Source organism: Microbispora sp. CA-135349 (genome assembly GCF_050947365.1).
Taxonomy (GTDB): domain Bacteria; phylum Actinomycetota; class Actinomycetes; order Streptosporangiales; family Streptosporangiaceae; genus Microbispora.
In genome coordinates this window covers 7,990,193-8,013,336 of sequence record NZ_CP192001.1, presented here as the reverse complement: position 1 = coordinate 8,013,336, position 23,144 = coordinate 7,990,193, and the positions used below count along the sequence as shown (strand labels likewise).

At 69.5% G+C, this 23,144-nt stretch carries 24 protein-coding genes and 1 riboswitch; of the genes, 14 read left to right on the top strand and 10 right to left on the bottom strand.

Annotated elements, in window-relative coordinates; translation table 11 throughout:
* Positions 1-68: 68 nt before the first annotated feature.
* The 3 genes from argS to ACQPZZ_RS36870 are packed head-to-tail and all read right to left on the bottom strand — an operon-like array spanning position 69 to position 3,457.
* Complete coding sequence (gene argS / locus ACQPZZ_RS36880) at positions 69-1,790, bottom strand: arginine--tRNA ligase (protein WP_432926764.1); 1,722 nt, start codon at positions 1,788-1,790, stop codon at positions 69-71.
* Between the two features lie 51 nt (positions 1,791-1,841).
* Entirely contained in the window at positions 1,842-2,870 is a 1,029-nt protein-coding gene (gene plsX, locus ACQPZZ_RS36875; protein WP_432926762.1) for a phosphate acyltransferase PlsX, read from the bottom strand.
* Positions 2,871-2,887: 17 nt separating this feature from the next.
* Positions 2,888-3,457 carry a DUF1707 SHOCT-like domain-containing protein gene (locus tag ACQPZZ_RS36870; protein ID WP_432926760.1) on the bottom strand — a complete coding sequence of 190 codons (570 nt, stop codon included), beginning with the start codon at positions 3,455-3,457 and terminating at the stop codon, positions 2,888-2,890.
* Between the two features lie 389 nt (positions 3,458-3,846).
* Between ACQPZZ_RS36870 and ACQPZZ_RS36865 the strand changes: the two genes are divergently transcribed.
* The gene (locus ACQPZZ_RS36865) at positions 3,847-4,809 is read left to right on the top strand and encodes a hypothetical protein (RefSeq protein ID WP_432926758.1); all 963 of its coding nucleotides are present in this window, start codon (positions 3,847-3,849) and stop codon (positions 4,807-4,809) included.
* A gap of 155 nt (positions 4,810-4,964) precedes the next feature.
* Here ACQPZZ_RS36865 and ACQPZZ_RS36860 read toward each other — a convergent pair whose 3' ends face one another.
* From ACQPZZ_RS36860 to ACQPZZ_RS36845, 4 genes are all read right to left on the bottom strand, one after another.
* The gene (locus ACQPZZ_RS36860; RefSeq protein WP_363643411.1) at positions 4,965-5,135 is read right to left on the bottom strand and encodes a hypothetical protein; all 171 of its coding nucleotides are present in this window, start codon (positions 5,133-5,135) and stop codon (positions 4,965-4,967) included.
* A gap of 61 nt (positions 5,136-5,196) precedes the next feature.
* On the bottom strand, positions 5,197-5,733 hold the full coding sequence (locus tag ACQPZZ_RS36855) for a YbhB/YbcL family Raf kinase inhibitor-like protein (protein ID WP_432926756.1): 537 nt from the start codon (positions 5,731-5,733) through the stop codon (positions 5,197-5,199).
* Positions 5,734-5,752: 19 nt separating this feature from the next.
* Positions 5,753-6,481 carry an ABC transporter ATP-binding protein gene (locus tag ACQPZZ_RS36850; protein ID WP_363643783.1) on the bottom strand — a complete coding sequence of 243 codons (729 nt, stop codon included), beginning with the start codon at positions 6,479-6,481 and terminating at the stop codon, positions 5,753-5,755.
* A gap of 136 nt (positions 6,482-6,617) precedes the next feature.
* A complete protein-coding gene (locus ACQPZZ_RS36845) occupies positions 6,618-7,523 on the bottom strand; it encodes an ABC transporter permease (protein ID WP_363643415.1) in 906 nt (301 codons plus the stop codon).
* A 398-nt stretch (positions 7,524-7,921) separates the two neighbouring features.
* Between ACQPZZ_RS36845 and ACQPZZ_RS36840 the strand changes: the two genes are divergently transcribed.
* From ACQPZZ_RS36840 to ACQPZZ_RS36820, 5 genes are all read left to right on the top strand, one after another.
* Positions 7,922-9,601, top strand: a complete 1,680-nt coding sequence (locus ACQPZZ_RS36840; RefSeq protein WP_432926753.1) for a peptide ABC transporter substrate-binding protein — start codon at positions 7,922-7,924, stop codon at positions 9,599-9,601.
* Between the two features lie 187 nt (positions 9,602-9,788).
* A complete protein-coding gene (locus tag ACQPZZ_RS36835; protein WP_432926751.1) occupies positions 9,789-10,715 on the top strand; it encodes an ABC transporter permease in 927 nt (308 codons plus the stop codon).
* Entirely contained in the window at positions 10,708-11,655 is a 948-nt protein-coding gene (locus ACQPZZ_RS36830) for an ABC transporter permease (RefSeq protein ID WP_432926749.1), read from the top strand. The genes ACQPZZ_RS36835 and ACQPZZ_RS36830 overlap by 8 nt, the downstream gene beginning before the upstream one ends.
* 13 nt (positions 11,656-11,668) lie before the next feature.
* Positions 11,669-12,700 (top strand): ABC transporter ATP-binding protein, encoded by a 1,032-nt coding sequence (locus tag ACQPZZ_RS36825; RefSeq protein WP_432926747.1) that lies wholly within the window; start codon positions 11,669-11,671, stop codon positions 12,698-12,700.
* The gene (locus tag ACQPZZ_RS36820) at positions 12,684-13,700 is read left to right on the top strand and encodes an ABC transporter ATP-binding protein (RefSeq protein ID WP_432926745.1); all 1,017 of its coding nucleotides are present in this window, start codon (positions 12,684-12,686) and stop codon (positions 13,698-13,700) included. The genes ACQPZZ_RS36825 and ACQPZZ_RS36820 overlap by 17 nt, the downstream gene beginning before the upstream one ends.
* Positions 13,701-13,713: 13 nt before the next feature.
* Here ACQPZZ_RS36820 and ACQPZZ_RS36815 read toward each other — a convergent pair whose 3' ends face one another.
* The gene (locus ACQPZZ_RS36815) at positions 13,714-14,520 is read right to left on the bottom strand and encodes an SAM hydrolase/SAM-dependent halogenase family protein (RefSeq protein WP_363643427.1); all 807 of its coding nucleotides are present in this window, start codon (positions 14,518-14,520) and stop codon (positions 13,714-13,716) included.
* 106 nt (positions 14,521-14,626) lie between these two features.
* Between ACQPZZ_RS36815 and ACQPZZ_RS36810 the strand changes: the two genes are divergently transcribed.
* The 4 genes from ACQPZZ_RS36810 to ACQPZZ_RS36795 all read left to right on the top strand — a co-directional run bounded on the left by ACQPZZ_RS36810 (position 14,627) and on the right by ACQPZZ_RS36795 (position 17,112).
* Positions 14,627-14,908 carry a DUF3263 domain-containing protein gene (locus ACQPZZ_RS36810; RefSeq protein WP_432926743.1) on the top strand — a complete coding sequence of 94 codons (282 nt, stop codon included), beginning with the start codon at positions 14,627-14,629 and terminating at the stop codon, positions 14,906-14,908.
* Between the two features lie 80 nt (positions 14,909-14,988).
* Positions 14,989-15,810: a trehalose-phosphatase gene (otsB, locus tag ACQPZZ_RS36805; RefSeq protein WP_432926741.1), complete on the top strand. Its 822-nt coding sequence runs from the start codon at positions 14,989-14,991 to the stop codon at positions 15,808-15,810.
* Positions 15,811-15,820: 10 nt separating this feature from the next.
* Complete coding sequence (locus tag ACQPZZ_RS36800; RefSeq protein ID WP_432926739.1) at positions 15,821-16,420, top strand: hypothetical protein; 600 nt, start codon at positions 15,821-15,823, stop codon at positions 16,418-16,420.
* Positions 16,421-16,512: 92 nt separating this feature from the next.
* Complete coding sequence (locus tag ACQPZZ_RS36795) at positions 16,513-17,112, top strand: hypothetical protein (protein WP_363643435.1); 600 nt, start codon at positions 16,513-16,515, stop codon at positions 17,110-17,112.
* 11 nt (positions 17,113-17,123) lie between these two features.
* On the opposite strand, the gene ACQPZZ_RS36790 is transcribed toward ACQPZZ_RS36795, so the two are convergent.
* Positions 17,124-18,293 carry an MFS transporter gene (locus tag ACQPZZ_RS36790; RefSeq protein WP_432926737.1) on the bottom strand — a complete coding sequence of 390 codons (1,170 nt, stop codon included), beginning with the start codon at positions 18,291-18,293 and terminating at the stop codon, positions 17,124-17,126.
* A gap of 97 nt (positions 18,294-18,390) precedes the next feature.
* Complete coding sequence (locus ACQPZZ_RS36785) at positions 18,391-19,815, bottom strand: alpha,alpha-trehalose-phosphate synthase (UDP-forming) (protein ID WP_363643439.1); 1,425 nt, start codon at positions 19,813-19,815, stop codon at positions 18,391-18,393.
* 103 nt (positions 19,816-19,918) lie between these two features.
* Here ACQPZZ_RS36785 and ACQPZZ_RS36780 point away from each other — a divergent pair, with 103 nt between their 5' ends.
* From ACQPZZ_RS36780 to ACQPZZ_RS36765, 4 genes are all read left to right on the top strand, one after another.
* Positions 19,919-20,470, top strand: coding sequence for an RNA polymerase sigma factor (locus tag ACQPZZ_RS36780; RefSeq protein WP_363643441.1), 552 nt, complete (start codon positions 19,919-19,921; stop codon positions 20,468-20,470).
* A 139-nt stretch (positions 20,471-20,609) separates the two neighbouring features.
* Positions 20,610-20,749: riboswitch (SAM riboswitch) on the top strand.
* Positions 20,750-20,763: 14 nt separating this feature from the next.
* Complete coding sequence (gene thrC / locus ACQPZZ_RS36775) at positions 20,764-22,038, top strand: threonine synthase (RefSeq protein ID WP_432926734.1); 1,275 nt, start codon at positions 20,764-20,766, stop codon at positions 22,036-22,038.
* A gap of 45 nt (positions 22,039-22,083) precedes the next feature.
* A complete protein-coding gene (locus ACQPZZ_RS36770) occupies positions 22,084-22,359 on the top strand; it encodes a MoaD/ThiS family protein (protein WP_363643445.1) in 276 nt (91 codons plus the stop codon).
* 255 nt (positions 22,360-22,614) lie between these two features.
* Positions 22,615-22,815, top strand: a complete 201-nt coding sequence (locus ACQPZZ_RS36765) for a cold-shock protein (protein WP_030509192.1) — start codon at positions 22,615-22,617, stop codon at positions 22,813-22,815.
* Positions 22,816-23,144 lie beyond the last annotated feature (329 nt).

Genomic DNA, 23,144 nt, shown 5'->3' with positions numbered 1-23,144 from the left:
GGCGGCCGGCCCTGACCGTCGGGGGATGCCGTCCCCGTCGCGGTCTTCGCCGGAGTGCGGCACCCCGCTCACATCCGCTCGGGGACTTCGATGCCGAGCAGGTCGAGGCCGCGCAGCAGTACGCGCAGGGTGAGCGCGGACAGAGCCAGACGCGACTGCCGTACGGACTCCTCCTCGGCCTTCAGGACGGGGCAGCTCTCGTAGAACGACGTGAACGCCTGGGCCACGTCGAACAGGTAGTTGCACAGCCGGTGGGGCTCGGAAAGCTGGGCGACGGCGGCGACGACCGAGCCGAAGCCGAGCAACTGCAGCGCGAGCGCCCGCTCGGCCGGGTGGCCCAGGACGATCGGGCCGGTGGCCGACTCCGGCTCGATCCCGCCGTTGCGGAAGATCGACCGGATGCGGGCGGTGGCGTACTGGAGGTAGGGCCCGGTGTTGCCGGTGAGGGCGAGCATGCGATCGAAGTCGAACACGTACTCGCTGTCGTGGCTGACCGACAGGTCGGCGTACTTGACGGCGCCCATGCCGACCTGGCGCGCGATCTGCCGGCGGGCCTCCGGGTCGTATCCGCGGTCGGCGATCACGGCCTCGGCCCGGACGACGGCCTCGTCCAGCAGTTCGGTGAGTTTGACCGAGGCACCGCTGCGGGTCTTGAACATCTTGCCGTCGCTGCCGAGCACGCTGCCGATCTGGACGTGCTCCGCCTTGACCTCGTCGTGCAGCCAACCGGCCATCCGCGCCGCGGCGAAGACCATCTGGAAGTGAAGCGACTGGGTGGCGCCCACGACGTACATGATCCGGTCGGCCTTCAGGTCGCGCACCCGATAGCGGATCGCGGCGAGGTCGGTCGTGGCGTAGCCGTACCCGCCGTCGCTCTTGCGCACGATGAGCGGCAGCGGCTGGTCGTCGCGGCCCGTGAAGCCGGGCGGGAACACGCACAGCGCGCCCTCGCTGATCTCGGCCACACCCGTGCGCTCCAGCTCGTCGCAGACGTCGGCGAGCATGGGGTTGTACATGCTCTCGCCCGCGATGTCGTCGTCGGTGAGCGTGACACCGAGCGTCCGATACACCTTGTTGAAGTAGCGCTTGGTGTATTCGATGAACTCGTGCCACAGGCGCAGGGTGGGCGGGTCGCCGCCCTGCAGCAGCGGCACTCTCCGGCGGGAGCGTTCCTCGAACTCCTTGTCGGTGTCGAACTTGTGCCGCGCCTCCTGGTAGAAGGCGTTGCCGTCACCGGCGGCCAGCCGGCCCAGCGCCTCCTCCTCGCCGACGTCGAGCAGGTGCTCGATGAGCATGCCGAAGGGCGTGCCCCAGTCGCCGAGGTGGTTCTGCCGGATCACCTGGTTGCCCAGGTGCTCGTGGGTACGCGCGAGGGTGTCGCCGACGATCGTGGTGCGCAGGTGACCGACGTGCATCTCCTTGGCGGCGTTCGGCGCCGAGTAGTCGATGATCACGGTCTGCGGAGCCGGCTGCGGCACGCCGAGGCGCTCGTCGAGCAGCCGCTGCCCGGCCTGCTCGGCGATCCAGCCGTCGCGCAGCGTCAGGTTGAGGAATCCGGGACCGCTGACCTCCACGCTCACGTCGGTGGTGTCGAGGTGGTCGGCGATGGCCTGGGCGACCTCCCGCGGGGCACGTCGGAGCCGCTTCGCCAGGCTGAGCGCGACGTTCGCCTGGTAGTCGGCGAACTGAGAGGGCCTGATCAGCGGATCTTCGGTGGCGTGCTCCGGACCGAAGGCGGAACCCAGCGCCTGCTGGACCCGTCCGGTGAGCACGAGCTGCGGGTCGGTCATGCGCCAAGCTTATCGGCGCGGGACTTCCGGCCGCCTTCCCATAGCCGGTGGTCACCGGCGACGGTGCGACTTGTTGGTGGAGGCGATCCGCTCGCCGATCCTGGCGACGATGCCCTGGGCCGACAGGCGGGCCGCGAGCTCGCAGGCGGCGGCCACGCCGCGCGCCCGTGACGAGCCGTGTGCGATCACCACCGTCCCGTTGAGGCCGAGCAGTACGGCGCCGCCGTGCGCCTCGGGGTCGAGCCGGCCGGCCAGCTCCCGGAGCCGGGCCCGCTGCAGCATCCCGCCGAGCCTGGCCACCCGGCTTTCCGTGATCGCCTCCCTGAGCTGGTCGAAGGCGTACCGCACCGTGCCCTCCACGGTCTTGAGCGCGACGTTGCCGGTGAACCCGTCGGTGACGACCACGTCGACCTTCCGGGTGAGCAGGTCGTGCCCCTCGATGTTGCCGGTGAAGTCGATGCCGGGCGTGGCGACGAGCAGTTCGTGAGCCCGTTTGGCGAGCTTGTTGCCCTTCTCGGCCTCGGCGCCGATCGTGAGCAGGCCGACGCGGGGACGCCGGAGGCCGAGCGCGGTCTCGGCGTACGCCACGCCGAGATGGGCGAACTGCACCAGCATTTCCGGCTTGGCGTCGGCGGTGGCGCCCGCGTCGAGCAGCACGGTCGGCTGGGGCAGGGTCGGCAGGCCCACCGCGATCGCGGGGCGTACGACGCCCTGCTGGGCCCGCAGGCGGAGCCGGCCGGTGGCGACGACGCCCGCCGTCGACCCCGCGGACACGACCGCGCAGGCGTCGCCGCGCCGGACGAGGTGGCAGGCGACGGCGATGCTGGAACGGGGCCGTCTCAGGCTCGCCAGTGCGCCCTCGTCCATCGCCAGCGCCTCCTCGGCGCGCACGATGGGGATCTCGGCGACCGCGTCGTGCTCGGCCAGCTCCTGGTGAAGCAGGCGGGGCTGGCCGACGAGCACGACGGGCACGCCCCGCTCCCGCACGGCCTGTACGGCTCCCGCGACGATCTCTCCGGGCGCGTTGTCGCCGCCCATGGCGTCGAGGGCCACGGGCAGCGCACGGCCGGCGGGCTGCATGGCCGCATCGTAGGCCGTCAGTGACGCGTCCCGCGGTAGACCACGATCTTGCCGAAGCGCGCGTCGCCGGTGACGCGGATCAGCGGGCCGTCGCCGTCGCCGTCCCCGCCGGTCACCGAGCGTTTCGAGAAGACCGCGCTGCCCTCGTCGACCACCCGGGCGTTGGCCGGCACGGTGACGATGAGCTTGCCGCAGAAGGAGTTCAGCTCCAGCGTCACCTCGCGGCCGGGCAGGACCGCGTCGCTGAGGTCCACGATCAGCGCGCCGAAGACCGAGCTGAGCTCGGTGTGCCGCCCGGCGACCCAGCGCCCACGTCGTATGATCTTGCTGAACACCGCGGAGACCCGGTGGTGCTCGGTGGAGAGCGTGGTCTGTGGACGTGCCGCGTCGGGGAGGTCTCCGACCAGGGGGGCGAGGTCGCCGACGGTCAGGGCGCTGTAGGCGGCGTCGAGCCGGTCGGCGTGCTCGACGCTCGTCAGGCGGCCGGTGGCGAGCACTTCGCCGAGAACGGCCGCGACCCGGTCGCGGTCGGCGTCCGAAGCACGCTGTGCGGGGTCGTCGCCCGCGTACGGGGTGAGTGAGGTCACATCGCCAGCGTAGCTCTTATCGAGATATGTCGCGATAGGCCGGGTTCGTGATCGGGTCCGGGCGGTCCGTGTCACGCCACTCGTCGGCGCGTCGCTAAAAGTGAGCGGAAAGATCTGCCGCCGAGCCTGGGAGGCGCGTTTACCGTCGCTTGCTCCGAAGGCGGGATTGGGGTGACCGCGAAGTGGTCCTCCGATGCTCGATATACCGACTTTCCCGGCGGGGTGCCGCGTACGGATCCCCAGGTCGGCAGGGCCGTCCGCCGTGATCGGCAGTGATAGAAATGCCGACGTCTTTGTCGGCGTGCCTCGCCGACGCACGGGGGTTCTTGGGTTCGTCATTCCCACTCTCGTGAAAAGGAATATGAACCGGGGGCAAGTCAATGAAACGAGTGGTTAGGACAGCCGTCGTCGCCGTCACGATCGGCATCGCCGGCATGCTCGCCGCGCCCGCGCAGGCCGACGCCGTGTGCGCTGACAGGTGCACCGAGCATCGGGTCGCGTCGCTGGCGAGGCTTCTGGCCGATCTGCAGGGCACGGCCGTCGGCGGGGCGACCAGCGGGGTCGCCGCGCAGGCCGACGCGGCCGCCGAGGTGGCGGTGAACCTGACCGCTGACATCAGGGCCGACCTCGACGCCGTCGCGAAGCTCTGCGGCACCGTGACGGCCGGACTGTCGGCCGAGGTGAACGCGCAGATCAACGCCGCGGCCGACATCGCGGCCGACATCGTGGCCGACGCCGCCGTCACCGTCGACGCCAACGTCGTCGCCAGGCTGGAGGCCCACCTGACGGCCGCCCTGGTCGCGATCGCGGACGTCCACGCCAACGTCAACGCCGCCGTCGCCGCCAAGGCGAACGCCGCTGCGGTCGTCGCGGCCCAGGTCGGCAAGCCGGTCGTCGCCGCTTCCGGCCAGACCGCCGCCGCCGTGGACGCCTCCGCGGCGGCCGTCGCCACCGCGGGCGCCGCGGTACGCGCCGGGCTCAACGTCACCGCGAGGCTCCACGCGCTGCTCAACGTCAAGGGCGCCGTCGCGGCGACCGCCGGCAGCGCGGGCGGCCTGCTGGCGCTGGTGCCGTGCGACACTCCGGCGGACGGCGTCATGAGCAGCACCTCGGCGACGGCCGCCGAGGCCGCCGCCCGGGCCGACGCCAACGCCTACGCGACCACCAGGACCGTCAACAGCACCACGGACGTTCCGGCGCAGGGAACGGCAGCGGCGACGGGAGCGGCGGCCGACCTCGCCACCTCCGCGGCTGCCACGGCCGACGCCTCGGCGTCGGGCGCGGCCTCGTCCGCCCCGGGCACCGTGGCCGGCTTCGCACCGACCTCCCGGCAGGGCGGGTACGGCAACTGATCCGCGACTGAGGGCCCTCGTCGCCGTTGAGGCGGCATGCCGAGGGACGACGTCGACAAACGGAAGCGGCCGGCGCCCCTCGGGGGCGCCGGCCGTCCGGCGTCGTGTCCGGGCCGCCCGCGGCAGGGCACCGGGGGGTGTTGGACACGACCTGCCTAGTTCGGTGAGCCGAAGCTCGCGCGCAGGTGGGTGCGCCTGGCGATCTGGGCCTGCAGCCGGGCCATCTGCCAGTGCAGCTCGAGGAGCTGCTCGGTGATCAGCCCGACGGGAAGCTCCGAGGGATCCTCGGCGGCCAGATTGTCGATCGCCGTCGCCAGGTCGCTCATCCGACCCTCCCCTATGTCGAATCTCCGTTCGAATCATAGTGGAACGAGCGGCCCTCCCGCATCAGGTTTCGTACACAGGTGCGATATAGCCGCGGGCGAGCGTGTTGGCCGTGATGTTGAAGCCGACCACGGCCGGCGGCGTGTCGGTGTCGACGCCCAGGGAGTCCGTGCCCAGGGCGTGCACGGCGAACAGGTAGCGGTGCGGGTGCCCGGGCGGCGGCGCCGCTCCGCCGTACTCCTTGGTGGTGAAGTCGTTGCGCGCGTGCTTGGCGCCTTCGGGCAGCCCCTTGAAGTCGGGGCCGTTGCCCGCGCCGGCCGGCAGTTCGGTGACGGTGGCCGGGATGTCGTACAGCACCCAGTGCCAGAAGCCGCTGCCCGTGGGCGCGTCCGGGTCGAAGCAGGTGACCGCGTAGCTCCTGGTGCCCTCGGGAGCGCCCGACCAGCGCAGGTGCGGGGAGACGTTCTGCCCGCTCATGCCCCAGTCGTCGAACACGTGGGCCTCGGGGAGCCGCTCGCCGTCGCGCACGTCGTCGCTCTCGACGGTCAGCGCGGGCACCTCGGGCAGATGGTCATACGGGATCGGTGGCGGCGTCGGCACGTTCGCCCCTCCGTTTCTCTCAGGCTTTGTTGTACGCCTCCAGGACCTCCTGGGGGTCGCCTTCCATTCTGATCTTCCCCTTGTGCAACCAGATCACCCGGTTGCACGTCTCCTCGATCACATCGAGGTTGTGGGCGACCAGGAAGACCGTGCCGGCGGACTCGCGCATCTGCTTGATGCGCTGCTGGCTCTTCTTCTTGAACTCGCGGTCACCGGTGGCGAGGGCCTCGTCGATGAGCAGCACGTCGTGCGTCTTGGCGGAGGAGATGGCGAAGCGCAGCCGGGCGCCCATGCCGGACGAGTACGTGGACATGGGGAACTGGACGAAGTCGCCGATGCCGGAGAAGTCCACGATCTCGTCGTACTTCTCGCGTACCTGGGCCGGCGTCATGCCCATCGCGTAGCAGCCGAGGATGATGTTGCGCTCGCCCGTCAGCTCCTTCATGAGGGCCGCGTTGACGCCGAGGAGGGACGGCTGACCGTTGGTGTAGACGGCGCCCTTGTGCGGGGGCAGGAGGCCGGCGATCGCGCGCAGCAGCGTCGACTTGCCCGAGCCGTTGCGGCCGATGATGCCGATGGCGTCGCCGTGGTGAGCGACGAAGCTCACGCCCTTGACGGCGTGGACCTCCTTCATCTGCGGCCGGCCCTGCCGCCGCAGGATGCGCATGAGGGCGCTGGCGGCGTTGCCCTTCTCGGACTCGCTGGCGGCGCCGTACACCTTGTAGACGATGTGGAGGTCGTCGACGATGACGGTCGGGGTTCCGACCTTGGGGTTGCGCGTCTGGGGGGTCTGCGTCTCGGAACTCTTCGTCTCGGAGTTCTGCGTCTCGGAGTTCTGCGTCTCGGAATGCTGGGGCGCCACCTGCGACAGCTCCTCGGTCAGTTCAGCCACGGCCGTACCTCTCCTCGGCCCGCCAGAAGTACCAGAAGCCGACGATCAGCGCGAACACTGCCCAGAATATGCAGGTGACCCACGCCCAGCGCTCGGGAAACCTCTGGTAGATCAGCAGGTCGCGCATGAACTCGATGTACGCGGCCGCGGGGTTGAACTCCAGGACCCATCTGAGGAGTTCCGGCAGCTCCCTGGTCTTGTCGTCGATCGCGTAGAAGACGCCGGAGGCGTACAGCCAGGTGCGGGTGATGAACGGCATGAGCTGGTTCAGGTCCCGCATGAAGGCGCCGAGGCGGGCCATGAACATGGCCATGCCGACGTTGAAGACGAGCTGCATGAGCAGCGTGACGGGGATCAGCAGCCAGAGCCAGGTGATCGGCTCCTGGGTGACGAGCACCAGGAGGACGAGCACGGCCATGGAGTAGCCGAGCTGCTGAAGCTCCTGCATGGTGTACGCGAGGGGGAGCGAGGCCCGCGGGAAGTGGAGCGCCCGGATGAGGGACAGGTTCGACGAGATGGACTTGGCGCCGCTGATCACCGTGCGCTGGGTGAAGGTGAACACCATGACCCCGGTGATGAGGAACGCCGGGTAGTTCTCGATCGACTTGCTCTGCCCGAGGATGACGCCGAACATCAGCCAGTAGACCGCGGCGTTGAGCAGCGGGGTCAGCACCTGCCACAGCTGGCCGAGCATCGACTCGGAGTACTTCGAAACGTTGCGCGAGGTGGCGTACGTGAGGATGAAGTGCCGCCGGTCCCACAGTTGGCGTAGGTAGGCGGGCATGCTGGGGCGTGCGATGGCGCGTCGTAGTCCGTGACGCTCGGCGAGCGCGGCCAGCGACTCCGGGGCTCGGCCGCCACCCTGGGCCTCCGCGAGCGCGGATTCCGGCTGGCTCATGGCATGGACTCTATTGGATGGAGGTCGGTGGGACGGCTGTCGCACCGAACGTGGCTGCGACTGGTCAAAGGTAGCCCAGGACATCCTGATCCGGGGACAGGGGAGCGGGTGTCGCCCTCACCCTTATCCAAAGGACCTCCCGTCTGTCGGTATATGTACTCTAAAGGGGAGTTTGATGCCGTGCTGGGCATTTAAGGTTGAGCTCGCAGGAATGTGTGTGACGCCCAACTGACGCACGTGTGACCGAACTGCAACGTGCCGGAGACTCCTCTGGTGCGTCCGGTAAGGGATGCTCCGGACGACTGGCAGGACGTCAGCTGGTTTGACCAAGCCCGGCAAACCGGGTGCTAACCAGCGCGAACGCCCAACCTTAGAGGGAGGACCAATCCACTATGCGCGTGACTAAGGGCGCGAAGATCGCCACCGGCACCGCGCTGCTTGCGCTCGGCGTCGCCGCGTGCGGCGGGGGCGGCGGCTCCAGTAGCGGCGGAGGGGACAACCCCCGGGCCGCCACCGGAACCGTCTACATCCGCGGCTGTGAACCCCAGACGGGCTTCGCACCGGGGAACATCAACGAGACCTGCGGTGGCACGATCAACGACTTCGTGTACAGCCGCCTCGTGAAGTACAACTCGGACACTGCCGCTCCCGAGCTCGACCAGGCCGAGTCGATCGAGACCACCGACAACAAGGTGTGGACGATCAAGCTCAAGCCCGGTCTGAAGTGGACCGACGGCACGCCGGTCACCGCGAAGAACTACGTCGACGCGTGGAACTACGCCGCCTACTCGCCGAACGCCCAGCTCGGCAGCTTCTGGTTCGGCGACATCGTGGGCTACGACAAGGTCAACACCGCCGACCCCGACGGCCCCGACGGGCCGAAGGAGGCCCCCAAGCCGGAGACCGACAAGCTGGAAGGCCTGGAGGTCGTCGACGACCTCACCTTCAAGGTCACCCTGAGCGCTCCCGTCGCCGTGTTCCGCACCAAGCTGGGCTACGTGGCGTTCTCGCCGCTGCCGGAGTCGTTCTTCAAGGACCCGAAGGCGTTCGCGCAGAAGCCGACGACGAACGGCCCCTTCAAGTTCGTCCAGTGGGACCACAACTCGCAGATCATCGTCGAGGCGAACCCCGACTACCCCGGGCCGGAGAAGCCCAAGGTCAAGAAGATCGTCTACAAGATGTACAAGGACGACAACGCGGCGTACGCGGACCTGGTCTCCAACAACCTCGACTTCACCGAGCTGATCCCGCCGTCGGCCCTCGCCGGCGACAAGTGGAAGAGCGACCTCGGCGACCGCGCGATCGACGGCCAGCAGGGGATCATCCAGACGGTCACCTTCCCGCTGTACGACAAGGAGTTCGGCGGCAACGCGGACTTCCGCAAGGCCGTGTCGTACGCGATCGACCGGAAGACGATCACCGAGAAGATCTTTAACAAGGGCCGCGTGCCCATCAACGGCTGGGTCTCCCCGATCGTCGAGGGCTTCAAGGACGGGGCCTGCGGCGACCTGTGCACCTACAACCCCGCCAAGGCGAAGGAGTACCTCGCCAAGGCCAAGGCCGAGGGCTACACCCCGCCGGCCGAGTTCCCGATCTGGTCCAACGCCGACGGCACCCACAAGGACTGGATTGAGGCCACGGTCAACAGCATCAACCAGGCCTTCGGCCCCGACGCCGGCGTGAAGTTCGTCCACAAGGACATGCCCACCTTCGCCGAGCTGCGCGACACCATCACCCAGCACAAGATCAAGGGCGCGTTCCGCACCGGCTGGCAGATGGACTACCCCCACGTCGAGAACTTCCTCAACCCGCTGTACAAGACCGGCGCCTCCTCCAACGACGGTCTCTACAGCAACAAGGAGCTCGACAAGAAGCTCCACGAGGCCGACACCGCCGCCGACCCCGCCCAGGCCAACGCCCTCTACCAGGAGGCGGAGGCTATGCTGCAGCAGGACATGCCCGCGATTCCGCTGTGGTCGTACGGTCTGCAGGCCGGCACCTCCAAGTGGGTGACCGGTGTGAAGGTCACCCCCTTCGGCGTGCTCGACCCGCTGTCGATCGCGATCAAGGAAGCGTAGGGAGCGGCCCTCGGGTCTCGCCGTAGCAGGCGGAAGATCCGAGAGGCGCGACCGAGACAGCTCGTACGCGTTTACCCCCCGAGGCCGGTTCCCTACCGGGGCCGGCCTCGAGGGCTGTCCGTTGCGAACTCCGTGTTGACCCGCGGGGGGCGCATGTACGACCTTTAGCGTCAGATCGGAGGTGCGCATGGGCCGATACGCGATCCGGCGCCTGCTGCAACTCGTGCCTGTCGTGCTGGGCACGACGTTCATCATCAACTACATGGTCTGGCAGCTCCCCGGCGATCCGTTCGCGGGTAGATGCGGCCAGCGGCCCTGTCCGGACAGCTACGTCACAGCCATGCGCGAGCAGTTCGGCCTGGACCAGCCCATCCTGCTGCAGTACGGGAACTTCCTGAAGAACCTGCTCACCGGCAACATGGGCACCGACTTCAACGGAGTCTCGGTGGCGAGCCAGCTCGGCGACGCCTGGCCGATCACCATCAGGCTCGCACTGATGGCGGTGGCTTTCGAGGCCGTCATCGGGATCGGCGCCGGGGTGCTGTCCGGGCTCAAGCGCGGCGGCTTCCTCGACAACGTGGTGACGATCTCCACGCTGTTCCTGCTGTCGCTGCCCATCTTCGTCACCGGCTTCCTGCTGCAGTGGCTGCTGGGCGTGCGTCTCGGCATCATCACCCCGACCGTGCCGGACGAGGCGACGGTCGTCCAGCTGATCGTCCCGGCCCTGGTGCTGGCCAGCCTCAACATGGCGTTCACCTCCAGGCTGACGCGTACCAGCATCGTGGAGAACCTGCGGTCCGACTACGTGCGCACCGCGGTGGCCAAGGGCCTGACCAACCGGCGGGTGGTCGGCATCCACCTGCTGCGCAACTCGCTCATCCCGGTGCTGACGTTCCTCGGCACCGAGATCGGCTCGCTGATGTCCGGCGCGATCATCACCGAGGGCATCTTCAACATCCACGGCATCGGCGGACTGCTGTGGACGGCCATCAACCGCCAGGACTACACGGTCGTGGTTCCCGTGGCCACGCTGCTCGTGCTCGTGTACCTGATCGCCAACCTGCTCGTCGACCTCCTCTACGGCGTGCTCGACCCGAGGATCCGCTATGAGTGACCCGACCGCGACGCAAGACCTGATCAAGGGAGCGGACGACCCGACCGCGAGCCCGGTCGCGGTCCGGGACAGCCAGCGCAGCCTCTGGCGCGACACGTGGGACATCCTGAAGCGGCGCAAGATCTTCTGGATCTCGCTCGTGCTGCTGATCCTGTTCCTCCTGATGGCGGCCTTCCCGTCGCTGTTCACGCACAAGGACCCGGAGTACGCCACGCTCTCCAAGAGCATGGAGCTGCCGAGCGCGGAGGCCTGGTTCGGCTACGACCTGCAGGGCCGGGACGTGTGGGCCAGGACCATCTACGGCGCCCGCACCTCGATCATCGTGGGCGTGCTGGCCACGCTGGTCACCGTCGTGCTCGGCGGCCTGACGGGCGTGCTCGCGGCCTACTTCGGGCGCTGGATCGACGCCGTCGTCTCCCGCGTCGGCGAGATGTTCCTCGGCCTGCCGTACGTGCTGGGCGCGATCATCATCCTCGGCACCATCGCGCCGGCCCAGTCGAACCCCAGCAAGTTCACGATCATGACGGTCGTGATCGTCGTGCTGGCCCTGCTGGGCTGGCCGATCCTGATGCGCATCGCCCGCTCGGCCGTCATCCAGGCCAAGCACCAGGACTACGTGCAGGCCGCCAGGGCGCTCGGCGCCGGACCGATGCGGATCATCTTCAGGCACCTCCTGCCGAACTCGCTGGCGCCGATCCTCGTGTACGCCACGATCACCATCGGCAGCTTCATCGGCGCCGAGGCGACGTTGTCGCTGCTCGGCATCGGCCTGCGCTCGCCGGTCATCTCCTGGGGCATCGCGATCGCCGACCACAAGGACTATCTCAGGACCGGGCCGCACGCCATGTTCTTCCCGGCCGGGTTCCTGTCCCTGTGCGTGCTGACCTTCGTCATGCTCGGCGAAGCCGTACGCGACGCCCTCGACCCGAAGCTTCGATGAGGAGGCACAGCGAGTGACGGAAGTGCTTTCCGAGCAGATGGGCAGAGGCTCCCACGGCGGGGCCCTGCTGGAGGTCGACAACCTCCACGTCGAGTTCCGCACCCGGGCGGGCGTGGCCAAGGCCGTCAACGGCGTGACCTACAGCGTGGACGCCGGCGAGACGCTCGCCGTGCTGGGCGAGTCGGGCTCGGGCAAGAGCGTCACCGCCCAGACCATCATGGGCATCCTCGACATGCCCCCGGGGAAGGTGACCGGGGGCGAGATCCGCTTCCGCGGCGTCGATCTGCTCAAGCTCCCGGAGGACCAGCGCAGGAAGATCCGCGGGGAGGGCATCTCCATGGTCTTCCAGGACGCGCTGTCCGCGCTGAACCCGGTCTTCCCGGTCGGCTGGCAGATCGCCGAGATGTTCCGCATGCACCGCGGCACCTCCCGGGCCGAGGCCAGGAAGAAGGCCATCGAGCTGATGGACCGGGTCAGGATCCCGGCCGCCAGGGAACGGGTCAACGATTTCCCGCACCAGTTCTCCGGCGGCATGCGGCAGCGCATCATGATCGCCATGGCGATCGCGCTCGACCCGGAGGTCCTGATCGCCGACGAGCCGACCACCGCGCTCGACGTGACCGTCCAGGCGCAGATCATGGGTCTGCTCGCGGAGCTGCAGCGCGACAGCAACATGGGCCTGATCCTGATCACTCACGACCTCGGCGTCGTCGCCGACGTCGCGGACAAGATCGCGGTCATGTACGGCGGGCGCATCGTCGAGAACGCCCTGGTCCACGAGCTGTACAAGAACCCGGCCCACCCCTACTCGAAGGGCCTGCTGGAGTCCATCCCCCGGGTGGATCACAAGGGCCAGGAGCTGTACGCGATCAAGGGCCTGCCGCCCAACCTGCTGGAGATGCCGACGGGCTGCGCCTTCCACCCGCGGTGCCCGTACCGGCGGGACAACTGCGTGACCGACGTTCCGCCGCTGTACACGATCAGTGGCACCCGCGGCAGTGCCTGCCACTACTGGAGGGAGGTCATCGATGAAGGCGAACGCTGAGTCGATCCTCGAGGTCCGCGACCTGGTCAAGCACTTCCCGCTCACCCAGGGCATCGTCGTCAAGCGGCAGATCGGCGCGATCAAGGCCGTCGACGGGGTCTCCTTCGACCTGCACCGGGGTGAGACGCTCGGGATCGTCGGCGAGTCGGGCTGCGGCAAGTCCACCCTGGCCAAGCTGCTGATGGCGCTGGAGCGGCCCACGTCGGGCTCCGTGCGCGTCCACGGCAGGGACATCGCCACGGCCAGGGGCGGCGAGCTCAAGCGGATGCGCCGCAACATCCAGATGGTGATGCAGGACCCCTACACCTCGCTGAACCCGCGGATGACCGTCGGCGACATCGTGGGGGAGCCGTTCGAGATCCACTCGGACGTCGTGCCCAAGGGCGGCCGGCGGCGCCGCGTGCAGGAGCTGCTGGAGGTGGTCGGTCTCAACCCCGACCACATCAACCGCTACCCGCACCAGTTCTCCGGCGGCCAGCGCCAGCGCATCGGCATCGCCCGCGGCCTGGCGCTCCAGCCCGAGATCATCATCTGCGACGAGCCGGTCTCCGCGCTCGACGTGTCGATCCAGGCCCAGGTCATGAACCTGCTGGAGCGGCTGCAGAGCGAGTTCGACCTCGCCTACATCTTCATCGCGCACGACCTGTCGGTGGTCCGCCACATCTCCGACCGGGTCGCGGTGATGTATCTCGGCAAGATCGTCGAGCTGGGCACCGACGCGGAGATCTACGACACCCCGACGCACCCGTACACGCAGGCGCTGCTGTCGGCCGTGCCGGTGCCGAATCCGGAGGGCCGGGAGACCCGCCAGCGGATCATCCTCCAGGGCGACCCGCCCTCGCCGGCGAACCCGCCCTCGGGCTGCCACTTCCGCACGCGGTGCTGGAAGGCGCAGGACATCTGCGCCGAGCAGGCGCCCGCGCTCCAGGCGCGCCCGGGCAGCGACCACCCCAGCGCCTGCCACTTCGCGGAGGTCCGCGACGTGGTGAACGCCCAGTAGGACCCCGGCCGGGTCAGCGCCCGGGCGACAGCCGCACGTGCGCGCCCGGGGGCAGGCCCAGGCGGTCGGCGGCGTCCCCGGCGTTGATCGCCATCGCGACCAGGCCGGCGGAGTCGGCGAACGCCACCAGGTCGCCCGGCGGGACGGCGGTGAACGTCTCCCGGAACGGCACGGTGATCTGGCGGCGCCCGAGCCACACGGCGAGGGTGTCGCCGAGCCGTACGCCGAGCTCGGCCAGGTCGGAGGCGGTGATCGACAACTGGACGTTGCCGTGCCTGTCCACCGACATGACCTCGCCCTCGGCCGCGCCGTCCCGCAACCGGCAGGTCGGCGCGGGCAGGGTCACCAGGCGGTTCACCGGCATCGGCGGCCCCACGTCGGCGACCGCACGTCCCGTGCACAGGTGGGCGGCCACCGGGGCGAACAGGTCACGTCCCGGGAAGGTCGGAGAGACGCTGGCCAGGAACAGGTCCTTGTTCGTCATCTCGTAGGCGGCCTCGGCGCCTCCCGCGGCGCGGACGGCCCACGAGAGGATGCCGTTGTCGGGGCCGAGGAACACCCGTCCCCCCGCCTCCACGGCGACCGCGCGCCGGTTCACGCCCACGGCCGGATCGACGACCGCGAGGTGGACGCCGGCCGGCAGGTAGGGCAGGGTCTGCGCGAGGATGGCCGCGCCGCGCCGTACGTCCCCTGCGGGGACGAGATGACCCACGTCGATGATCCGAGCCTGCGGGGCGATCCCCGCGATCACGCCGTGGCACGCGGCGACGAACCCGTCCTCCAGCCCGTAGTCGGTCAGAAGCGTGATTACAGAGCTCACACCACGTGACATTACGTCTGTGCCGCCCGGCCTGAACACCCCGGGTTCGTCTCCCGGGCTTGGCATTACCATGGGACGGGCCCGCGAGCCGATCGAGGAGGAGCCGATGGACACCGAACCGGCCGGCGGCGAAGGGCCCGACCTCTCAGAGCGCGACCGCGAGATGCTCGCGTTCGAGCGCAAGTGGTGGCGTTACGCGGGCGCCAAGGAACAGGCGGTCAGGGAGGCCTTCGGCATCTCCGCGACCCGGTACTACCAGTTACTCGGGGAGCTGATCGACCGGCCCGAGGCGCTGGAGCACGACCCCATGCTCGTCAAGCGGCTGCGCCGGATGAGGGCCGGCCGGCGGCGTGATCGCTCGGCCCGCCGTTTCGGACTCAACTCATAGTCCCCCTCGCATGCATGCATTCCGCCCTCCGGGCATGAGGCCGTCGAGGCGTACGCACTGACCCCCTTCGGAGTGAGGCCATGACCCTGCCCGCGCACGCAGGACTCGACGCGATCGTCTCCGATCCGGCCGGCGCCGTGATCGGGCTCGACTACGACGGCACGCTCTCCCCGATCGTGCCCGACCCCGCCACCGCCCGGGTGCATCCCGGCGTGCCGGGCGTGCTGGCCGCCCTCGCCCCGCTGGTGCGCGCCGTCGTGATCGTCACGGGACGCCCGCCGCGTACGGCGCTGGCCCTCGGTGAGGTCCCCGGCGGGCCCTCCCTCGCCGACGTGCCCGGCCTGGTGATCCTCGGTCATTACGGACTCGAGCGCTGGGAGGACGGCCGTCTGACGGCCCCGCCTCCGCCGCCGGGGCTCGACCTCGTCCGCGCCAGGCTGCCCGAGCTCGCGAGAGGCCTCGACGGCGTGTGGATCGAGGACAAGGACCGGGCCGTCGCCGTGCACACCCGGCGCTGCGCCGACCCCGCGGGGGCGCTGGAGGCGCTGCGCGGGCCAATCGCGGCACTGGCCGAGGAGGCCGGGCTGGCGGTCGAGCCCGGCCGCATGGTGCTGGAGCTGCGGCCGGCCGGAATGGACAAGGGGCAGGCCCTGTCGGCCTTCCTCGCCGAGCGGAACGCCCGCTCGGTGATGTTCGTCGGCGACGACCTGGGGGACCTCGCCGCCTTCGGCGCGGTCGAGTCGGCCGGCGTCCCCGGCGTACGGGTGTGCAGCGGGTCGACGGAGGTGACCGCCCTGGCGGAGCGCGCCGACGTGGTGGTGGACGGTCCCGACGGCGTCGTGGCCTTCCTCGGCGACCTCGTGGCACGGCTCGGCAAGCCGTCTGCAAGCGGCCGGGCGTAGTTTCCGGGGCATGAGGAAGACGATCTCGGCCGCCGCGGCCGGACTCGCCGTGCTGGCGGCGTCCCTGGCGGCTCCGGCGGCGGCGTTCGCGAACGACAGCGCGGCCACCAAGCCGCTGCACCTGCGCAAGGGCCTGACTCTCAGGATCCCGTCGTCCTGGAAGGTCGACGACAGTCGCAAGGACTGGGTGCGGGTCATCACCGGGTCGTGCCCGACCAAGGGCACGGACACGTACGGCTTCCGCGACTCGGGGTGCCACAGCTTCTGGGTCATGGGACCCGAGGCCATCAAGGTCGGCCACGAGCTGTTCCAGAAGTACACGCCGGACGGCCCGTTCTACCCGGCCACCGACGTCGGGCCCTGCCCGGTCGGGAAGAACCTCTACATCGGCCAGAGCAAGCTCGCCGCGAAGGGGCTGCGGCAGGTCGGGCCGGGGCACAAGGCGTACTACCGCGACTGGGCGGGGACCTGCGTGACCATGAGCTCGCACACGGTGAAGGCGCACTACAACCAGCGCGAGTGGTACCTGCCGACGTCGAAGATCCTGGTGATCGACCAGTGGAGGACCCCGGGCCTGAGCACGATACTCAAGGACGCCACGTGGAGCTGACGCCGCGTTTGGGGACCCTTTGTCTGTCAGGTCCCAAGTCTGGCTATTAGGCCGCAAGTCGTCCGCAAGTGACCGCGTCTAGTGTGCCGGACATGTTCAGAAAGACGATCTCGGCCGCGGCGGCCGGCCTGGCCGTGCTGGCGGCCACCCTGACGGCTCCGGCTGCGGCGTTCGCGAGCGAAAGCGGCGGCACCAAGCAGGTCCACCTGCGGGGCGGCCTGACCCTCACGATCCCCACGTCGTGGAAGGTGGCCAAGGACGACAAGGACTGGGTGCGCGTCATCACCGGCTCGTGCCCCACCTACGGCACCGAGGACTTCGGTTTCCGCGACTATGGGTGCCACAGCTTCTGGGTGCTGGGCCCGAAGGCGCTCAAGATCGGGGGCCACACGTTCCAGTCCTACAAGTCGAAGTACGGCTACGACCCCGCGACCGACGTCAGCATCTGCCCCAAGAGCTACAAGCTGTACAAGGGCGAGTGGAAGCTCGCCGAGAAGGGGCTGCGGCCGGTCGGGGCAGGCCACCGGGCGGACTACCACAAGTGGGCGGCGACCTGCGTCGACAAGAAGTGGCGGGTGAAGCTGCACTACAACCAGCGCGAGTGGTATCTGCCCACGTCGAAGGTCCTGGTCCTCGACCAGTGGGACCACCCGCAGCTGAGCGCGATCCTCAAGAACGCGACCTGGAGCTGACGGTCCGGAGTTCAGGCACGCGTCCTGGACGCGGCCACTCCGCCCGCGGCCATCGCGATCAGGGCGGGCACGAGCAGGAACGCCGTGTGCGTTCCGAAGCCGTCGCCCAGCGCGCCGAGCACGAACGGCCCGCTGCCCGAGCCCACGCCCGCCCAGATCGAGGCCGTGCCCGACGCCTGGTCCGGCCGGCCTCCCGACACCTCGATCACGCGCGTGAGGCCCATCGGGAACTGGACCGAGATGCCGAGCCCGCTGAGCGCGAGCCCGGCGTAGCAGACCGGCGCCGAGATCCCGGTCCAGAACAGCGCCCAGCCCGCCAGGGTCACCCCGAGCGAGCCCAGCAGCACCGACCCCGGCGCGAAGCGCAGGGCCAGCCGGGCGCCGCCGAACCGGCCGGCGGCCATGCCGGCCAGCATCGCGGTCAGCCCGGTCGCGGCCACGCCGGGCGACAGCCCGGTCCGCTGGGAAAGCAGCTCGGCGGCCCACAGGTTGAAGGCGAACTCGAGGGCCACGCAGCACAGCAGGACCGCTCCGGCGACGTGGAAGCGCCAGCCGTACGGCACTTTGCGGCCCGATCCCGCCGCCTCCGCGGACGACGGGGGCGGGGCGGGCACCGGCGGCACCCAGACCCTGCCCATGAGCAGGGCCACCAGGAGGGTGGAGGCCACCGGCACGAACAGCGCGGGCCGCCAGCCGGCCGGCGACTCGGCCACCACACTGAACGCGTAGGTGGTGGCGATTCCGGCGGTGACGGCGACCGCGTTGGCCTCGCTGATGACCGCCGCCCCCGCAGGGCCGTGGTGGTCGCTGAGCACCGCCATCATGACGTACAGCGCCGTCGAACCGCAGGCGCCGGCGAGCGTGAAGCCGGCCAGCGTGAAGGGGAGCGCGTGCCCGGACGCGACGAGGAGCACCCCGGCGTTCATCCCGGTCAAGCCGGCCCAGGTGACGGCGCGGCGTCCGAACCGCCTGGTCAGCGCGGGCAGGGCCAGCCCGCCTGCGATGCCGCCGAGCGCCATCCCGGTGCCGTGCAGCCCGGCGACGGCCTGGGACACGCCGAGCTCGGCGCGCAGGAGAGGCAGGGCGGCCGACAGGCCGTACAGGTAGGTGGCGAAGGTGGCGAGCTGGAGGTAGATCAACCAGGTGGGACTGTCTCTGGTGACCTTTATGTTGCGGTCCAAAACCAGGAAAGGGTAGCGCAACGGATCATCCGCGGACGAGAGCCGATCATCCGGTGCGGCGGCCGGCGCAGCGTTCGGCGCGGCGCGGGAGCAGAGCTCAGCGCAGCGCGGCGAGCTGGTCCTCGAACCAACGCTGGGGCGGCAGGGCGGTCGCGGCCTCCCGCAGCCGCAGCCCGCGGGTGAGCCGCTCCTGCTCCGGCAGCGTCAGCGCCTCGTGCAGTGCCGCCGCCGTGCCGGACACGTCGTAGGGGTTGACCAGCAACGAGTCGGCCCCCAGCTCGGCCGCCGCGCCCGCCTCCCGCGACAGCACCAGCGCGCACCGGGGCGACAGGATCGGGCCCTCCTTGGCCACCAGGTTCATGCCGTCCCTGATCGGGTTGACGAGCAGCACGTCGGCGAGCCGATAGGCGGCAAGTGAGCGCGGGTAGTCGTCGTTCACGTTGAGGATCAGCGGATCCCAGTCCTCGGTGGCGTACTCGTCCTCGATCTCCTTCGCGCAGCGCTGCACGGCCGCCGTGTACTCGCGGTACTCCGGCAGATCGTGCCGTGAGGGGTAGGCGAACGCGAGATGGACGACCCGGCCGTGCCACTCGGGGTGGGCGGCGAGGAACTCCTGGTAGGCCCGCAGGCCGCGCACGATGTTCTTGGACAGCTCGGTGCGGTCGATGCGCACGATCAGCTTGCGGTCGCCGACATGGTCCCTGATCGCGGTCATGTGCGACTCGACGTCCGGCTCGGCCGCCCGCGCCCGCAGCGTCTCGCCGTTCACCCCGAGCGCGTGGACGCCGATCCGGGTGGTGCGCCCGTCGAACGTCACCGTACGGGCGTCGCGGTCCACCCGGGCCCCGAGCAGCGTCTCACAGCAGTCCATGAAGGCACGGGCCCAGCGCGCGGTGAGGAACCCGGCGTGATCGGCGCCGAGGATGCCGGTCAACACTTCCGCCATGACGTCCCCGGGCAGCAGCGCGAAGTACTCGGGCGGGGCCCAGGGCGTGTGCGAGAAGTGGGCGATGCGCAGGTCGGGCCGCTCCACACGGAGCATCGCCGGGGTCAGCGTCAGGTGGTAGTCCTGCACCATGACGCGCGCGCGGTGCGCCGCCTCCTCGGCCAGGGCCAGCGCGAAGGCGCCGTTGTACGTGCGGTACGACTCCCACTCCCGGCGGAAGCGCGTGCCGAACTCGGGGGCGAAGGGCGTGTTGTAAAGCAGGTGGTTGACGAACCAGAGGGTCGAGTTGGCCACGGCGTTGTAGGCCCGGTGGAAGACCGCGGGCGGAATGTCCAGCATGCGGATCGGCCCCGTCTCGAAGGCCCGGTCGAGCCGCCCGCCGGGCGCCTGGCGCACCGCGCCCCGGTCGCCGTCCGACAGCGCCGCGCAGACCCACAGGACGTCGGTGTCCCTGACCACCTCGGACAGGCCGGAGACGAGCCCGCCCCCGCCCCTGCGCATGGTCAGGCCGCCGTCGTCCGACAGCGTGAAGGACACCGGGCCCCGGTTGGACGCGATCAGAACGGTGCTGCTCATCTTGGGGTTCCCTCGATCAGAGCGGGCGCGCATGCCGGAAGATTAATAAAAGCCGACCTCCGTCAATAGGATGTCAACCGATCGCGGGAGGGCTGAATACGGCATGGCACTGGACGACACGACCGAGGACCTGGCCCGATCGGCTGCCCAGGGGGACCATCGCGCGCTCGGTGAACTGCTGCGGCGCATCGAGCCCGACGTGTTGCGGCACTGTGAGCGGCTTCTACCGTATCGGCAGGACGCCGAGGAGGCCGCGCAGGACACGCTGCTCGCCGTGGCGCGCAACATCGCGAGGTTCGAGGGGCGGGCCAAGTTCAGTACCTGGCTGCACATCGTGACCGTGAACTGCGCGAGGACCACCTACCGCACGCTCAAGCGGCGCTCGTCGGAGCAGGCGGAGGAGCTGCCCGAGCAGCGGCCCGATCCCCGGCGGGTGAGCGTCATCGCCGGGTCGCGGCTCGACCTGCTCGACGCGATGGAGGCGCTTGAGGCCGAGCGGCCCGACCTCGCTCAGGCGCTCGTGCTGCGCGACATCTGCCAGCTCGACTACGCGGAGGTCGCCGACCAGCTGAAGATCCCCCTCGGGACGGTCAAGTCCCGTATCCACCAGGCACGCAAGTACGTGCAGACCGCTCTTGGCGAGGCGTACGGCTGATACAAATCGTCTCATGATTTGAGACGACGGAACGGACACAGGGGACGCCGGGGTACAGTGCTAGTGCCGCGATCGGCGCGATTCGCCCGCACGGTGCGGCACTTCACGGACCTTCTCGCGAAGGTCCCACAACTGAACATGCTCATCCAGAGGGGTGGAGGGACCGGCCCTGCGAAGCCCCGGCAACCTCCCCGGTGTCGTACTCGTGCCCACGAGGCCCGGCCGGGACAGGTGCCAATTCCGGCTCGCGGCCAGGGTGGTCGCGAGCGAAGATGAGGGAAAGGCCTCGCTTCATGGCGCACACCAGCACTGCCGCTAACACTGCCGCTAACCCCGTCGAGTTCGGCCCCGCCACCGGTCTTTCGTGCCGCGAGTGTGGCGCTCTCTATGACCTCGGCCCGATCTTCGCCTGTACGGAGTGTTTCGGTCCACTTGAGGTGGCGTACGAGTTCGGCGAGATCCGCCGGGAGGACATCGAGTCCGGCCCGGCGAACATCTGGCGGTACCGCTCCCTGCTCCCCGTCCCCGCCGACGTGGCGGTCAAGCCCAACCTCCAGCCCGGCTGGACCAAGCTCGTGAAGGCCGACAGGCTGGCGGCCGAGCTCGGGCTGCGGTCGCTGCACGTCAAGGACGACTCCGGCAACCCCACGCACTCCTTCAAGGACCGGGTCGTCTCGATCGCGCTGGAGGCCGCGCGCAACTTCGGCTTCCACACCCTGTCGTGCTCCTCCACCGGCAACCTCGCCGGCGCGGTGGGCGCGGCGGCCGCCCGGGCCGGGCTGGACTCCTGCGTGTTCATCCCCGCCGACCTGGAGCCGGCCAAGGTCACCATGGCCGCGGTGTACGGCGGCCGCCTGGTCGCCCTCGAAGGCACCTACGACGAGGTGAACCGCTTCTGCTCCGAGCTCATCGGTGACGAGCTGGGCGAGAAGTGGGGCTTCGTCAACGTCAACCTCCGGCCTTACTACGCCGAGGGCTCCAAGACGCTGGCGTACGAGATCGCCGAACAGCTCGGCTGGCGGCTGCCCGACCAGATCGTCATCCCGGTGGCCTCGGGCTCACAGCTCACCAAGATCGACAAGGGCTTCCGTGAGCTGATCAAGCTGGGGCTGGTCGAGGAGCGGCCCTACCGCATCTTCGGCGCCCAGGCCGAGGGCTGCTCGCCGGTCTCCCGGGCCTTCAAGGCCGGGCAGGACGTGGTGCAGCCGGTGCGGCCCGACACCATCGCCAAGTCCCTGGCGATCGGCAACCCGGCGGACGGGCCGTACGTGCTCGACATCGCCCGGCGGACCGGTGGCGCGGTGGAGGACGTGAACGACCAGGAGGTGGTGGAGGCGATCCGCCTGCTGGCCAGGACCGAGGGTGTCTTCGCCGAGACGGCGGGCGGCGTCACGGTCGGCGTGCTGCGCAAGCTCGTGCGCGAGGGCCGCCTCGACCCCGACGCCGAGACCGTGGTGCTGAACACCGGCGACGGGCTCAAGACGCTCGACGCGGTGGCCGAGCACGCCCGTCCCACGGCCGTCATCCGCCCCTCTCTCGACGCGTTCCGTGCGGCATTCGCCAACTGAAAGCGTTTCACAAGGCCCATCGGCAGCAACGAAAGCGAGCGAACAATGAGCGTTTCCGTACGGATTCCGACGATTCTCCGGACGTACACCAACGGAGCCGCGGAGGTGAGCGGAGAGGGGGGAACGCTCCGCGAGGTCCTGCAGAAGCTGGACGCGGACTACCCCGGCATCGGCGGGCGCATCCTGGACGAGACGGGCAAGATTCGGCGTTTTGTCAACGTCTACGTCGGGGAAGAGGACGTCCGATTTGTTGACGGCCTCGACACCGCCACTCCGGACGGGGTGCAGATTTCGGTCATCCCCGCCGTCGCCGGAGGCTGAGCCGCCGCACCGGGGCTGAGCACCTGAAGTGCACTTCTACCGTGAAGAAGTCATACGGTGCTATGACAAAAGGTGCAGCTCTCAACTATTCACCGGTAAAGTGAATATTCTTCGGTGCCGCTTTGAGCGAACGCCAAGTAGTAGTTTGCGGATTGACTCTGTTGTCCTACGCCTTGACGCGGGTATGGTCGAGGACGATCGACGAAACCGGGGGCTTCTTGGGTGTGGTCCCCAGCCCAGCAAGAGGAGTCGGAAGTGGCGCAGGGCACCGTCAAATGGTTTAACGCGGACAAGGGCTATGGCTTCATCGCGGTAGACGGTGGGAAGGATGTGTTCGTCCATTACTCGGCAATCATGATGGACGGCTACAAGGCCCTCGAGCAGGGTCAGCGGGTTGAGTTCGACATCACGCAGGGTCAGAAGGGCCCACAGGCGGAGGCCGTTCGGGCCGTCTGATCCCGTCAACGACCATCGAAAGGCCCGGCTCGCGGCCCCCGCGAGCCGGGCCTTCCGCTGTGTTTCCCGCTTCGCTCGTCGGGGCGCTCACTTCCGGCGGGGGTCGTGCCGGAGGCGCGCCAGGGGCGCGGCCCTCGTCGCTGCTTGGTCGCTTCGCTCCCGCGCAGCTCCTCAGTCCAGACCGGCGGCGCGCCCCGACGGCTCGCTCGGTGTTCCCCGCTTCGCTCGCCGGGGGCTCACTTCCGGCGGGGTCGTGCCGGAGGCGCGCCAGGGGCGCGGCCCTCGTCGCTGCTTGGTCGCTTCGCTCCCGCGCAGCTCCTCAGTCCAGA

Coding starts and splice junctions, on each gene's coding strand:
- ACQPZZ_RS36830 (WP_432926749.1), top strand. CDS start 10,708: ATGAGTGACCCGACCGCGACGCAAGACCTGATCAAGGGAGCGGACGAC.
- ACQPZZ_RS36820 (WP_432926745.1), top strand. CDS start 12,684: ATGAAGGCGAACGCTGAGTCGATCCTCGAGGTCCGCGACCTGGTCAAG.
- ACQPZZ_RS36770 (WP_363643445.1), top strand. CDS start 22,084: ATGAGCGTTTCCGTACGGATTCCGACGATTCTCCGGACGTACACCAAC.
- plsX (WP_432926762.1), bottom strand. CDS start 2,870: ATGCAGCCCGCCGGCCGTGCGCTGCCCGTGGCCCTCGACGCCATGGGC.
- ACQPZZ_RS36800 (WP_432926739.1), top strand. CDS start 15,821: ATGAGGAAGACGATCTCGGCCGCCGCGGCCGGACTCGCCGTGCTGGCG.
- ACQPZZ_RS36785 (WP_363643439.1), bottom strand. CDS start 19,815: ATGAGCAGCACCGTTCTGATCGCGTCCAACCGGGGCCCGGTGTCCTTC.
- ACQPZZ_RS36795 (WP_363643435.1), top strand. CDS start 16,513: ATGTTCAGAAAGACGATCTCGGCCGCGGCGGCCGGCCTGGCCGTGCTG.
- ACQPZZ_RS36810 (WP_432926743.1), top strand. CDS start 14,627: ATGGACACCGAACCGGCCGGCGGCGAAGGGCCCGACCTCTCAGAGCGC.
- ACQPZZ_RS36860 (WP_363643411.1), bottom strand. CDS start 5,135: ATGAGCGACCTGGCGACGGCGATCGACAATCTGGCCGCCGAGGATCCC.
- thrC (WP_432926734.1), top strand. CDS start 20,764: ATGGCGCACACCAGCACTGCCGCTAACACTGCCGCTAACCCCGTCGAG.
- argS (WP_432926764.1), bottom strand. CDS start 1,790: ATGACCGACCCGCAGCTCGTGCTCACCGGACGGGTCCAGCAGGCGCTG.
- ACQPZZ_RS36845 (WP_363643415.1), bottom strand. CDS start 7,523: ATGAGCCAGCCGGAATCCGCGCTCGCGGAGGCCCAGGGTGGCGGCCGA.
- otsB (WP_432926741.1), top strand. CDS start 14,989: ATGACCCTGCCCGCGCACGCAGGACTCGACGCGATCGTCTCCGATCCG.
- ACQPZZ_RS36835 (WP_432926751.1), top strand. CDS start 9,789: ATGGGCCGATACGCGATCCGGCGCCTGCTGCAACTCGTGCCTGTCGTG.
- ACQPZZ_RS36780 (WP_363643441.1), top strand. CDS start 19,919: ATGGCACTGGACGACACGACCGAGGACCTGGCCCGATCGGCTGCCCAG.